The following is a 12,867-nucleotide window of genomic DNA, read 5'->3' as shown; positions in this document are numbered from 1 at the left end:
ATCGCTATGAAACGCGGCTTACTCGACCGTATCGACCGTTGCCGCCACGTTGCCGTCTGCCATGCGCACACGAATGGCGTCGCCGGGCTTAAAGGTCTTGGCACTCGTAGCCACGCCATCATCGCTGTACGCGATGGAATAGCCGCGGGCAAGCACCTTGAGCGGCGACAGGGCATCGAGCGAGGCTGCCGCACGGCCTAGGTCGGACGCGGGCTTGCTGAGCATCGTACGTCCCTGATGCTCCAGACGGGAGCTTGCGAGCATGAACGCATGGCGCTTGCCATCGAGCCCTGAGGTGCTTGCGATCAAACGCTCGGGCAGACGCTCGAAGTTGGAGCGGAAGGCCCCAACCGAACGCGTTATGGCGCCCGACAGTCGATCGGCAGTCAGCGCAAGCTCCGATTCGCGACGCTCGACCATAAACGTTGGGTCGTTGAGGCACGGGCGGCACGCGGCCGCATCGAGCGCGTCAACAAGACGAGCCGTATAGGTGTCCCAGGCACGACGACCGCGCTGGTCGAGCATCTCCAAATCAACCTGATCTGACCCGATCATCGAAGCCATCGCGGCGCCCAGACGCTGATGGCGCGTCTCGAGCACGTCGGCCAACTCCGTCATGGCCGGCGCCACCGATTCTGCCGCTGCCGTTGGTGTGGAGGCGCGACGGTCGCTCACCATGTCGCAGATCGAGGTATCGGGCTCATGCCCAATACCGGTCACCACGGGCACGGGACAGGCTGCCACCGCACGGGCAAGCTCCTCGTCGTTAAAGGTCATGAGGTCCTCGAAGGAACCGCCGCCACGCACGAGCAAAATGCAATCAGGCGCCGGCGTAATGGCAGCGGCGCGGCGCAAGCCTTCAATAAGCTCTGCCGGCGCACCCTCGCCCTGGACCTTTGCGCCCACGCAGACAAGCTCGACGAGCGGGTTGCGACGGCGCAGCGTACGCTTGACGTCGTCGATTACGGCGCCCGAAAGCGAGGTGACGACCGCCACGCACGAGCAAAACACCGGGATGCGACGTTTGCGCGCCTCGTCCATCAGGCCCTCGCGGCGTAGCTTTTCGGCCAACTGAGCCACCTGCTGACGCAGCAAGCCCTCCCCCGCCAGCGAGAACGAGCGGGCGACGAAGCTCATGCGACCCGTAGGCTTGTAAAGATTGAAGCTGCCCTTAAAGCTCACCTGCATGCCGTCGCGCAGATCGAAGGTGCGCTTAAGGTAGGCGCCCTTCCAGATGATGCAGTCAACGGCGGCCGAGTCGTCCTTGATTTGGAAGTAGCAGTGGCCGCTTCGGGCATTGGGACCACGAAAACCCGTGACCTCACCCAAAACGCTCAGCTGCGGAATGGCATCGAGCGCACCGGCGGCGATCTCCACCGCTTGGCTCACGCTGAGCTCTTTGCGCTCCCGCTCGTCCGATCCGTCGAACTCGGCGGAAACGGTATTGCCGGTCAGATTCCAGCCTGCCACGCAGCCCCCTTTCGTCATCGTGCACATGGGCTCCGGCCCTGCGCAAATTCAAGTCCAACACATAGTACAGCGCCGCGGGGACACAAATCCCCACGGCGCCCGTCGGTCCCATTTGTTATCGGTTGGAGTTTCTGTTATAGCGAGCCATCAGGTAGAGCAGCTGAATAATCGAGGTGAGCGCTGCGGCCACATAGGTAAGCGCGGCTGCCGTCAGCACCTTCTTGGCGCCGTTGAACTGCTTGGAACTCATGCCCGACTGCTCGATATACGCCACGGCGCGGCGACTGGCATCGATCTCGACCGGCAGCGTAACCAGCTGGAACAGCACGCTAAACGAGAAGAAGACCAGCGCGAGGGTCGTGAGCCCCGCGATGTTCATGAACAGGCCCATGAGCAGCACGATCGTCCAGGTGTTCTGGGTAAAGTTGACGACGGGGACCAAAGCGGTGCGTACCTTCATCATGGCATAACCACTTTGACGCTGGGCGGCATGGCCTGCCTCGTGACAGGCGACGGCAACGCTTGCGACCGACCCGCCCGAACGGTTGGCATCCGACAGATACAGGTTGTTGTCCTGCGGGTTGTAATGATCGGTGAGCTCGCCGGCAACACCCTTGATACCCACGGCGCTACAACCGTTGGCATCGAGCATGCGGCGAGCAACCGTGGCACCCGTATCGCCGTCCGAGCGCACCTTAGACCACGTCTTGTACGTCGAGTTGATATAGCTCTGCGCGGCAAGGCCAAGCACCGTGCAGACAAGAACAACCAGCAGGTACAGCGGGTCAATGCCAAAGCCGTATCCATAGTAATAAGGCATGCGAATTCCTCCGAATCGAGTTACACGTTGAAGGCATTCTACCCATTCGACTGACCAGCAAATCAACATCGATGTTTTGGCAATGTCAGCGAAAACGGCCGAGAGCGAGCAAGGTGACGTGAAAGAGAAGCGACGCGTACTTTGGTACGCGAGCGACGATTGAACGTCAGATTGCCGCTCTCGGCCGTTTGCAGCGTCGAGCTGTTACGCGGTTTGGCAAAACCGCGTAACTATATACCTACAGCAATTCAATTTTGCCATCTTTGACCGTCAACCCCATATTGCCGGAAAGCAGATCGTCCAAACGCGAACCCACGAGCTCAAAGCGCCAGCCTTCGCGCAGGGGGCTCTGCTCGGGATGCTCAATATAGTCGGCCAGGTCATCGCGCGAGGCAATGACCGAGGTCGCCACGCCCGAGCGCTCGGCGACCAGGCGAATGAGCGCATACATCAGGTCCGTCACGCTTTCCAGCTCCGGCGAAATTTGGCGATGCCCGCGCACCATGAGCGGCAGGCGATCGTGCGGGCAGCTCGCACCGCGCTTGATGGCCATAAGCGCGCCGTCCACGTCGCGCTCCCCCAGCTGGTCGGTACCGCGAATGCTGCGGAACTCCTCAACACGCACGGGATTACGTTTAACCAGGGCCAGCAGCGTATCGTCGGACATAACCCACTTGCGCGGGATGTTGCGCCGCTCAGCGCGGTCCTCGCGCCAAGCGGCAAGCTCGCGCGCGATGCCCAGTTGATGGCGGCTACACGAGTTGATGCGCTTGACCTTGCGGAATGCCTCATGGCGGTCGGCGCGGTAGTGTGACTCGTCGGCAAGAGGACGCAACTCATCGAGCACCCAGTCTACCCGGCCCAGCTCGCGCAGGCGACTCATCATCTCGGTATAGGCGACGATCAAGTACTTGACGTCATCAATCGCGTACTCAATCTGCTTATCGGTCAGCGGGCGACGCGACCAGTCGGTCAGCGACTCGGTCTTGGGCAGCGAGACGCCGCAAAACGTCTGAACAAGCGCGCCATACGAAATCTGCTGGCGCTCGCCCAAAAAGGCAGCGGCGACCTGCGTATCGAAAATCGGTCGTGGCAGCACGCCCACGGTATGGAGCATAACCTCCATATCCTGCGAGCAGGCGTGGAAGACCTTAGTCACGCTCTCGTCTGCCATAAGCTCGGCCAGCGGCGATAGGTCGTCGATTACCAGGGGATCGACCGCTACACTCTCGGCAGGGGTGGCAATCTGAACCAAACACAGACGCGGATGGAACGTGCGCTCGCGCAAAAACTCGGTATCGACGGCAATCGCGTCGAACTCACGGGCGCGCTGGCAAAAGTCGAGTAGAGCCTGATGTGTGGAAATGTACATATCAACCCATCGAATAAGGTTAGGCCCGAAAAACACGGGTAGGATATCAGCATTGCCTTACAACTATACTCGGTTAGTCACAGAACGGGAACGTAAGTATGCGCTGCCTTATCATCCACAACCCGGCATCGGGCCCCAGCTCAGATGAAATCTACGCGTTCACGCACGCCCTCGCGCAGGGCGGCGACGAGGTCGTGATGCGTTTTATCGGCGATGGCATGGAACCCGAGGACGCCGTGGCAGACGTGCGCGAGTTTGATCGCGTGGTGATTTCGGGCGGCGACGGCACCGTCTCCAACGTGCTCGACCAGATGCGCGGATGCGGCGTCCCCACGCTCGTCTTCCCCTCCGGCACGGCCTGCCTGTTCTTCAACAACATTGGCAATGCCCCCGAGGCCGCGGCGCTCGCCAAGGCCTGCCGCGTTGGCCGTACCGTCAAGGCGGACATGGGCGAGCTCTTTTGGCTCGACGAGAACGGCAACGAAAAGTGCCACGGCTTTATTATCATCGCCGGATCGGGCTACGATGCCGAGATCATGATGAAGGCCGCCCCCGCCAAAAACGACATCGGTGAGATCGCCTATTTCCTGTCGGCGCTCGCCACACCCAACCCCACGGTGGCGCACTTTACGATTGAGCATGACGGCATTGTCGAGGAGCTCGATGGCATCTGCTGCATGGCCGGCAACACCTCGGTCATTCAAAACGACATCAACCTGTTCCCCGATTGCCGCATGAACGACGGCATGGTCGACATCGCGGTCATCGAGCCCGTAAAAACCGTCCAGCTCCTGCCCACCGTGATCACCGCCGCGCTCGACCCCGCCGGCAAGGTGCTCGGCCGCCCGCAGTTCAAGATCATCCAGACCAAAGAAGCCAAGATCACCTGCACACCGTCGCTGGGCATGCAGTTCGATGGCGAGATCATCCCCAGCAACTCGGGCGTCTTTGGTGCCCGCGCACTTCCGCAATGCCTCGACCTCATCGTCGACGAATTCTCCCCGCTCGGAAAATAGGAGGACCCCATGAACGACAACCCCCTGATTGGCTTTATCGTCATCGTCTTGGCCATGCTCGTCGGCTATGCGATTAACGTAATTCACCGCCGGAAGAAGTAATTCCACACTGGTATGATATTCATCCAATCATCGTCTCCCCCGTTGTTTATGCATTTGCCAAACAGCGGGGTTTTTTCTTTGCGCCCCGTGCAAGGCGCTTTATTCAGGTACAGTAATTGCAGGGTGCCTTTATTTAAGTAAAGCTACATAATGAGTATTCTTATCCGCTCATCGCATATTTTAGGACGCTCATCGAGTATTTCATCGAAATAGATGAATACTTCTTAGACTTCCGATAGGCTAATAGATGTATTTATTAGCTGAGATTCCGCACAGTTTTGTGGGGTCTCAACAGTTGGGAGGGATCATGAGGTTTACTCATCCTGTCAACACGCTCAAAAAGCTCGGCTGCGGCCTTGCGTTTGGAGCAGCGGCCATCATGGCCATGCCGACTTCGGCGCTCGCCTGCACCCAGATCTACATGGGTAGCAAGCTCACGGCAGACGGCAACACGTACTATGGCCGTTCCGAGGACTTCGGTCCGCGCTATGTCAAGCACTTTGGCATTGAGCCCGCACACAAGGACGGCAACGAGTACACATCGGTCGAGTCCGGTTTTGAATACAAGTCCAAGGGCGCAACCTACCGCTACACCTTCGTTCGCGACAACCCCTCGCAGTGGGAAGATCGCTACGACGCATATTCCGAAGCCGGCATCAACGAGAAGGGCGTCTCCTGCTCTGCCACGTTGAGCACCTCCTATAACGAGAAGGCCGAAGAAGCCGACCCCATCACCGAGGAGACTGGCATTGGCGAGTACAGCTATGCCAGCGTCATCCTGGGCGAGAGCGCCACGGCCCGCGAGGGCGTCGAGCTCATCGGCAGCCTGATCGACGAGCAGGGCGTCTGCTCCAACGACCAGATCATCATCGCCGACAGCACCGAGACCTGGCTGTTCGCCGCGCTTTCCGGCCATCAGTGGATTGCCATGAGGCTCGCCGATGACATCGCCTCGCTCAACCCCAACATCGGCAACCTCACCTATGACGTCGACCTCGACGACACCGAGAACTGTCTCCATTCCGAGGGCATCGAGTCCATGCCTAAGGAGAAGGGCTTTGCCGAGTACACTGACGGCAAGTTCGACGTCGCCAAGACCTACGGCGAGGAGATCGGCGAGGCCGGTATGCACCAGTGGTCGCGCTATATCCAAGGTCGCGATTACTTCATGGCCCCGCTGGCTGAAGGCACTGACTACGAGATCGTCAAGGACGAGCGTGAAGACGCTCGCGCCACGACCGGCGCCCTGGTCCACGAGATGCAGCCGCTGTTCTTCCAGCCCGGCAAGTCCGACTGGAACACCTTTGAGATGATCCGCAGCTTCGCTGCTCGCGGCGAGAATGTCGCCGGTCTCAACGCCAACACTGACGGCGCCTATGCCATCGGCTCCAACCGCAACACCGAGATTCACACCTTCCAAATCCGTCAGGGCATGGATCCCGAGATCGCGACCATTCAGTGGGAGATGCTCTCCAACGCCGAGTTCTCCGTCGCTATCCCCCTCTACTCCGCACTGCTCACCGAGGTCAGCCCCTACTTTAGCGATCAGGATGTCTCCTTCGATCACTGCGAAGAGGAAGACGTCGTGAACAACGAGGAGCCCAAGAACTCCATCAACTACGTCCTCATGGACATCAACACGCTCGCCTATGAGAACCGCGATCACTGCGCTACCGGCGTCCGCGCCTACCTCGATGCGCTGCAGAAGGAGCTCATCGAGCAGAACCTGACCGTCGACGAGGCCATGCAGGCCGCCGAGGACACCGAGGCGCGCACCGCCCTGGCCAACAAGGCCGGCAAGGCTGCCACCAAGAACACCTACCTCAAGTGCAAGGCCATGCTCGAGGAAATGCGTGACTACCTCAAGGAGGAGGATTTCTCCGAGGAGTTCGTCCCGAGCGACTACGATGCCGACAACGACTGCCTGGTCGAGTCCATCACCTACGCAGACGAGGCCCTCTCCGATGAGGATGTAGCCGAACCTGAGGTTGAAGAAGAGGCGACCGAGGAGAAGTCCGAGGGCAACAACATGGCCGCCATGGCCGTTGGCGCCGTCGTCGTCATCGGTGTCTGCGGCTTCGTGCTCTATCGTCGCAAGAAGGCCTAAGGCCCTCACGCTCTAAGGAAGGGCAAGACAGTGCGAGCGGTCTTGCCCTCCTCGCCTGTCATCCGACCGGCGGGAAACATCGCCGAAATCTTTTCAAAAAAGATTCCCTGCACACACTTCGCTGTGCTATAGTGCAGCGCAACAGCAACTAGGTGCGACCGCGCCACGGCATCACGAAAGGAGCCACCAACATGAAGAACACAATGAAGTCTCTCAACAACTGGTGGTGGCGTGATGCGAATACGATCGGTCGACAGTGAGTCCCTCACGCCTGTTTTTGCGCTCTAGGTGATTGGAAGGCCTCCGGTTTCGACCGGGGGCCTTTTTCTATCTCGAGCCCGATCGCATTCGCATCACGCGCCTCCGCTTTTCTCTTGCACTCCCATTCCGAAAGGATTTTCACCATGTCTCAGAACACCACCGCCACCCAGCCCCGCACCGTCCAGACCGCCGACCGTGGCAAACTCGATGTCCGCGCCCTCGTCCTGCTTGCCATCCTGCTCGCCGCCGGCTTCATCCTCAACTTCACCGTCGGCAAGGCCATCTCGGGCATCTCGGGCGGCATGATCAGCCCCGAGTTCATCATCTCGGCCTTCTGCCTCACCATCCTGGTCGTTCGCCCCAACATCGGCCAGGCGCTCGTCATTGGCCTTATCTCGGCTGCCGTGATCCAGATCACCACCACTTCGCCGTTCGTTGATTTTGCCGCCGAGGGCATCGCCGCCATGCTCATGGCCGGCATCGTCAACGCCGCCGGCAAGAACGGTCAAGTCAAGCCCGCCATCGCCATTGTCGCAACCTTCCTGACCACCTTTGTCTCCGGCGTCATCTTCATGGTCATCAAGATGGCCATGCTCGGCGTGGTAGGCGAGCTCGCCGCCGCCATGCTGCCCGTCGTTGCCATGACCGCCGTCTTTAACGCCATTCTGGTCGGCGCCCTCTACTTGCCCATCCAGAAGGCCCTGAGGCTCAACTAACCCGCTCGGCTTTACGAGCCACCCCATCTTGGCGTTCATTCGTCGCTCGCGTACCCAAGTACGCTTCACTCCTCTTTCGCGCCAGCCTGGGGTCCCTCGTAAAGCCGTCTCCGTGCTTCACCACCAAAGACTGTCCCAAACAACTAGCTCTTGGGGACGTTCTTAAACGACTAGTCATGTAAGAACGTCCCCAATGACTATGAAAGGTATCCATGGAAACGATCATCAACGTCGACGATGTCTCGTTCTCCTATGGCACGCAGACCGAGCAGGCGCTCAGCCACATCTCGCTCAGCGTGAACAAGGGAGATTTCATCGGCATCATCGGGCCCTCAGGCGCCGGCAAGTCCACGCTTGCCGCCTGCCTGTCGGGTGCCGTGCCCCACCACTACACCGGCGCGTTCTTTGGGTCCGTCATGGTTGACGGCCATGACACCTGCGAGGTCTCGCTGACCGACGTGTCACAGATCGTCGGCAGCGTGCTGCAGGATATCGACACGCAGATGGTCGCCTCGGTCGTCGAGGACGAGATGCTCTTTGGCCTCGAGAACTTTGGCGTTCCCCACGACCAGATCGAGCAGCGCGTGAGCGAAACGCTCGAGACCGTCGGCATCAGCGACCTGCGCGACCGCGAGATCGCCACCCTCTCGGGCGGACAGAAGCAAAAGGTGGCCATCGCCGCCATCCTCGCCATGCGTCCGCGTGTCTTGGTTCTCGACGAGCCCACCGCGGCACTCGACCCCGCCAGCTCCACGCTGGTCTTCGAGACGCTGCGTGAGGCAAACCGCACACTTGGAATCACCATCGTCGTCGTTGAGCAAAAGGTCGCCCTGCTCTCGGAGTACTGCAACCGCGTGCTCGTGCTCAACCATGGCGAAATCGCGCTGCAGGGCGAGCCACACGAGGTCTTCGCGCATACCGACGAGCTCCGTGCCATCGGCGTCGACTGCCCTCGCGTCACGCGTATCTTCAATAGCCTCGAGGCCGATGGCCTGGTAAGCGGCACCCCCTGCTTGGATGTCGATGAGGCCGAGCGCCTGATTTCGGGCATCGTCGACCCCGCACACGCGGCTATCGAAGCCCAGGCGCCCGCCGGTTCCCCGCATGCACCGTCGTTGCGTCCTCATGCCAAGGACGCCGAACCCGTACTCACCTTCGACCATGTTGAGTTTGCCTATCCCAATGGCGGAGCCGCCGTACACGACCTTAGCCTGACGCTCTATCCTGGCGAGCTCGTGGGCATCGTCGGCCAAAACGGCGCCGGCAAGACCACGCTCACCAAACTGCTCACAGGCCTGCTTAAGCCCGCCTCGGGCAGCGTGCGCGTCACGGGACTGGATACCGCAGCCGTTCCCACGAGCCGCATCGCTCGCGAGGTCGCGACCCTCTTCCAAAACCCCGACCGCCAGATCTGCAAGGACACCGTGCTCGACGAGGTCGCCTTTGGCTTGGAGCTTGGCGGCATGGACCGTGCCGAGGCTCTGCGTCGTGCCCAACTCGTCATCGACCGCTTTGGCTTGCCCGCCGACGAGGCACCGTTCTCGCTTTCGCGTGGCCAGCGACAAATGGTGGCACTTGCCTCCGTCGTAGTGGTTGAGCCCAAGATCGTCGTGCTCGACGAGCCCACGAGCGGCCTTGACTACCGCGAGTGCATGACCGTCATGGAGACCGTGCGCACCATGGCCGAGCGCGGCTGCGCCGTAATCATGGTCTGCCACGACATGGAAGTCGTCTCCGACTTTGCCGAGCGCATTGTGGTAATGGCCGACGGTCGCATCCTCGACCGCGGCCGCACGCACGAGCTATTCTCGAACATCGATCTCATGCGGCGTGCCTACGTGGAGCCTCCCCAGGTTATTGAACTCTCGCGCCGTCTGGCATCTTCCGTCTCGCCCGCTTTTGCGCAGGTGAGCGAAGTCACCGATGTCGTTCGAATTACCAAGGAGATGGTCCACCGTGGTTAACGTCATCGACTACATGCCGGGTGACACGCTGCTGCATCGCCTGAACCCCGTCGTCAAACTGGGCCTCGCCGCCGCCATCATCGTCGGCATCTTCTTGTCCGGCACCTACGTGGCGCTGCTGGGCTTTTTGGCACTCACCCTTGCGCTGGGCGCCTATGCCGGCGTCATCGACCGTCTGTTCTCGCTGCTCAAGTTGCTGATTCCGCTCGCGCTTATCATGCTGGTGCTCCAGCTGGCCTTTATGCGCGATGGCAACGTGGTGTGGGGTTTTATCACCGACACGGGCTTCGTCACAGGATCGAAGGCCTGCCTGCGCCTGCTGGGTGTGGCGTTACCGCTCATCCTCATGCTCATGGTGACTAAGCTCAACGACCTTGCCAACGCCTGCGTCGAGGTGCTGCACGTGCCGTATCGCTATGCCTTCACCTTTACCACGGCGCTGCGCTTTGTGCCGGTGTTTGGTCAGGAGATGAACGCCATCATGGAGGCGCAGACCGCACGCGGCGTCGAGTACGACACCAAGAACCCCATCAAGAAGCTTAAGCTCATGCTGCCACTGTGTGTGCCACTGCTCATCTCGAGCGTGGGCAAGACCGATGCCACAGCCTTGGCGGCAGAACAGCGCGGCTTCTATCTGCGTACGCGCGCCAGCTCGTACAAGCGCTACCCAATCAAGGGCCTAGACATCGCCGTGCTCATCGTCAGCATCGCCCTCATCGCCATCGGCTTCCTGTTCTAGTTCACCACCGACAGCAACCACCCAACGCAAAAGGCCTCGGCTCGCACCAAACGAGCCGAGGCCTTTACTGTTTCACCAGATAAAACCTACCAAAATTAACCTGTCCCTTTTTGGCGGGTCGGAAGCTAGAGGCGGTAGGGAGCGCCGCTACGGATGATGGATTCACGCACCAGGACGTCCATGGCGTCAAGGGTAATCTCGGGCATCTCTCGGTACTTTTGCAGCACCGATAGCTCGGTGCAGGCCAGAATGACGCGGTCGCAGCCGCTACGGGCGAACTCCCACATCACGCGGTCGAACTTATCCATATCGGGCTCACGTCCGGCCTTCACATCATCGTAGATAAGCGACATCACATCGTTCTGACGCTTCTCGCTGGGATAGACAACCTCAACACCCGCAGCCTTACATTCGCGGCCGTAGACGCCCGCGCCCACGGTTCCGTCGGTGCCCATGATGCCAATCTTGTGCACCGGCTCGGCCGGCATACTCAGGTTGGGGTCGAACTCGCACTCCCCCATCACCGCACCGGCCAGAGCATAGCGCACCGACTCACGCGGCATGTGGATAATCGGCACCTTCGTAAACGACTGGATCTGGTCGTAGAAGTAGTGTGACGTGTTGCAGGGAATGGCAATGTGCGCACAGCCCAGCGACTCGAGTGCCTGGGCACACTCTTTCATGGTCGCCAGCAGCTTGGCATGCTCGCCGGTCTTAATAGCCAGCGTGCGGTCGGGCATGGTCGACTTGGAGAGCACCACCATGTCGATATGTTCCTGATCGCAGGCAGCAGCCGTATGACGCACCACCTGGTCGTAGTAATACGACGTGGCCTCGGCGCCCATGCCGCCGATAACTCCCAGCTTTTCCATCGCCGCCTCCTTGGTGACGCTTGCGCAATTGCGCGTATCATACCCGCGCCCGCCCGATGTAAACCGGACGGGCGCCGCACTCATCTACTTGTAATACGTCTTGAACAGCTTAAAGTGGCGCAGCTTGGTGTGCCACATGCGCAGCCAGCGGTTAAAGACAAAGTCGCCCTTCATAAACGAAGGGTCGGCGCCCTTGCCTTCCTTGTCCAGGCGATGCACCTTAGCGCGCAGCTCGGGATCCTTGACGTACTTGTCGACGACGCCCATGGGGACGACCATCCACAGTGCCTCGTCCTGTGCCGTCACAAACTCCGGCTCAAACGGGCGGTTGAACACATACTCGTCCACCACATACTTGGCAACGTTAAAGCCACTGTTAGTGACGTAGTAGTTGCTGCGGCCCTGGCGCGTGTTGAAATCGAAGAACTTAAACGAGCCGTCGCGCTCGTCGTACTTTACGTCAAAGTTGGAATAGCCCACAAAGTGAAGGTCCTCGAGCAACTTGCGCACGCCGCCCATGAGCTCGTCGTTGGGCTCGGTAATGATACAGGCATGGTTGCCGACACCGTGGGGCTGATGCTCCTCGAGCAGCACATGGCCCAGGCACATCATGCGGACCTTACCGTTGCGGTCGGAATAGCTGGTGAGCACGCGCATGTACTCGTCGTTGCCGGGCACGCGATCCTGCAAGATCAGGTCGTCGGTGTAGCCGCTGGCATACGAGTCGCGAATGACCTGTTCCAGCTCGGCGCGGTCGGCAATCTCATAGGCCTTCTTCTGGCCCTCGAACTCATGCTGCCACCACATGATGCCGTCGGAAGGCTTCAGAATCATCGGGTAAGGAAAATCGATCTGGTCGAGCACTTCGGCAGGCGCCTCACCCTGGGCATTGAGCATCGCCTTGGTAAAGGTAAACGTATGCGGATAGGGCACGCCATGCTTCTCGCACAGCTCGTAGAAGATCTCCTTCTTCTGACACTGTTCAAGCATGCTATAGGGAGCGTAAGGCGCGACGATGTTATCCGCCAACTCATGGGCATCCTTGGCCTGAGCCACGAGGGCAACATAGTTATCGCCACAGCCCACAAGGACAATCGTCTTGTCGGCATGCGCTTGGGCAATGCCGTTGACGGTTTTGAGCATCACGGGCATGGTATCGATATCCACGTTGGGCGTGTAGTCGATAATCTGGCTGCGGTACGCAGGGCCCGTCTGGTACTTGCCAAAGACCAGACTTTTGACCTGGTACTCCTCGTAGAAGGCGCGCGCCACCGAGTAGGCGTTGATGTCGCCACCGAGCAGCACGGGGATGAACTCGCGCTCTGTAAACTGCAATGCCATGGAAACTTCCTATCATGAACTGCCCACACAACGGGCGGTCTTTGCGCAACTGATTTATTCTAGCGTGCCAAGCCGCCGGCGCCCAAA

At 60.0% G+C, this 12,867-nt stretch carries 10 protein-coding genes; 5 read left to right on the top strand and 5 right to left on the bottom strand.

Annotated elements, in window-relative coordinates; translation table 11 throughout:
• Positions 1–18: 18 nt before the first annotated feature.
• The 3 genes from xseA to rnd all read right to left on the bottom strand — a co-directional run bounded on the left by xseA (position 19) and on the right by rnd (position 3,662).
• Positions 19–1,470, bottom strand: coding sequence for an exodeoxyribonuclease VII large subunit (gene xseA / locus I2H19_RS00145; protein WP_411266894.1), 1,452 nt, complete (start codon positions 1,468–1,470; stop codon positions 19–21).
• Positions 1,471–1,585: 115 nt separating this feature from the next.
• Entirely contained in the window at positions 1,586–2,290 is a 705-nt protein-coding gene (locus tag I2H19_RS00140) for a zinc metallopeptidase (protein ID WP_195620541.1), read from the bottom strand.
• A 238-nt stretch (positions 2,291–2,528) separates the two neighbouring features.
• Positions 2,529–3,662: a ribonuclease D gene (rnd, locus tag I2H19_RS00135; RefSeq protein ID WP_006234315.1), complete on the bottom strand. Its 1,134-nt coding sequence runs from the start codon at positions 3,660–3,662 to the stop codon at positions 2,529–2,531.
• Between the two features lie 98 nt (positions 3,663–3,760).
• Here rnd and I2H19_RS00130 point away from each other — a divergent pair, with 98 nt between their 5' ends.
• The 5 genes from I2H19_RS00130 (at position 3,761) to I2H19_RS00110 (ending at position 10,567) form a co-directional block, all read left to right on the top strand.
• Positions 3,761–4,678, top strand: a complete 918-nt coding sequence (locus I2H19_RS00130; protein ID WP_195620539.1) for a diacylglycerol/lipid kinase family protein — start codon at positions 3,761–3,763, stop codon at positions 4,676–4,678.
• 409 nt (positions 4,679–5,087) lie between these two features.
• Positions 5,088–6,887 carry a C69 family dipeptidase gene (locus I2H19_RS00125; protein WP_195620537.1) on the top strand — a complete coding sequence of 600 codons (1,800 nt, stop codon included), beginning with the start codon at positions 5,088–5,090 and terminating at the stop codon, positions 6,885–6,887.
• A gap of 404 nt (positions 6,888–7,291) precedes the next feature.
• Complete coding sequence (locus tag I2H19_RS00120; RefSeq protein ID WP_118260341.1) at positions 7,292–7,864, top strand: hypothetical protein; 573 nt, start codon at positions 7,292–7,294, stop codon at positions 7,862–7,864.
• Positions 7,865–8,076: 212 nt separating this feature from the next.
• Entirely contained in the window at positions 8,077–9,828 is a 1,752-nt protein-coding gene (locus tag I2H19_RS00115) for an ABC transporter ATP-binding protein (RefSeq protein ID WP_195620535.1), read from the top strand.
• On the top strand, positions 9,821–10,567 hold the full coding sequence (locus tag I2H19_RS00110; protein ID WP_195620527.1) for an energy-coupling factor transporter transmembrane component T family protein: 747 nt from the start codon (positions 9,821–9,823) through the stop codon (positions 10,565–10,567). The genes I2H19_RS00115 and I2H19_RS00110 overlap by 8 nt, the downstream gene beginning before the upstream one ends.
• 125 nt (positions 10,568–10,692) lie before the next feature.
• Here I2H19_RS00110 and I2H19_RS00105 read toward each other — a convergent pair whose 3' ends face one another.
• Together I2H19_RS00105 and I2H19_RS00100 are read right to left on the bottom strand one after the other, a co-directional pair.
• Positions 10,693–11,439: an aspartate/glutamate racemase family protein gene (locus tag I2H19_RS00105; protein ID WP_040358337.1), complete on the bottom strand. Its 747-nt coding sequence runs from the start codon at positions 11,437–11,439 to the stop codon at positions 10,693–10,695.
• 84 nt (positions 11,440–11,523) lie between these two features.
• A complete protein-coding gene (locus I2H19_RS00100; RefSeq protein ID WP_035137907.1) occupies positions 11,524–12,780 on the bottom strand; it encodes a carboxylate--amine ligase in 1,257 nt (418 codons plus the stop codon).
• Positions 12,781–12,867 lie beyond the last annotated feature (87 nt).

Source organism: Collinsella aerofaciens, assembly GCF_015560135.1.
GTDB lineage: Bacteria > Actinomycetota > Coriobacteriia > Coriobacteriales > Coriobacteriaceae > Collinsella > Collinsella aerofaciens_AN.
Note: the sequence above shows the minus strand (reverse complement) of the source record. Positions and strands in the feature narration are given on the sequence as shown.

What these genes read in the sequence shown, in the direction of transcription:
- I2H19_RS00140 (WP_195620541.1), bottom strand. Translation starts at nt 2,290, where the DNA reads ATGCCTTATTACTATGGATACGGCTTTGGCATTGACCCGCTGTACCTG.
- rnd (WP_006234315.1), bottom strand. Translation starts at nt 3,662, where the DNA reads ATGTACATTTCCACACATCAGGCTCTACTCGACTTTTGCCAGCGCGCC.
- I2H19_RS00130 (WP_195620539.1), top strand. Translation starts at nt 3,761, where the DNA reads ATGCGCTGCCTTATCATCCACAACCCGGCATCGGGCCCCAGCTCAGAT.
- I2H19_RS00125 (WP_195620537.1), top strand. Translation starts at nt 5,088, where the DNA reads ATGAGGTTTACTCATCCTGTCAACACGCTCAAAAAGCTCGGCTGCGGC.
- I2H19_RS00120 (WP_118260341.1), top strand. Translation starts at nt 7,292, where the DNA reads ATGTCTCAGAACACCACCGCCACCCAGCCCCGCACCGTCCAGACCGCC.
- I2H19_RS00115 (WP_195620535.1), top strand. Translation starts at nt 8,077, where the DNA reads ATGGAAACGATCATCAACGTCGACGATGTCTCGTTCTCCTATGGCACG.
- I2H19_RS00105 (WP_040358337.1), bottom strand. Translation starts at nt 11,439, where the DNA reads ATGGAAAAGCTGGGAGTTATCGGCGGCATGGGCGCCGAGGCCACGTCG.
- I2H19_RS00100 (WP_035137907.1), bottom strand. Translation starts at nt 12,780, where the DNA reads ATGGCATTGCAGTTTACAGAGCGCGAGTTCATCCCCGTGCTGCTCGGT.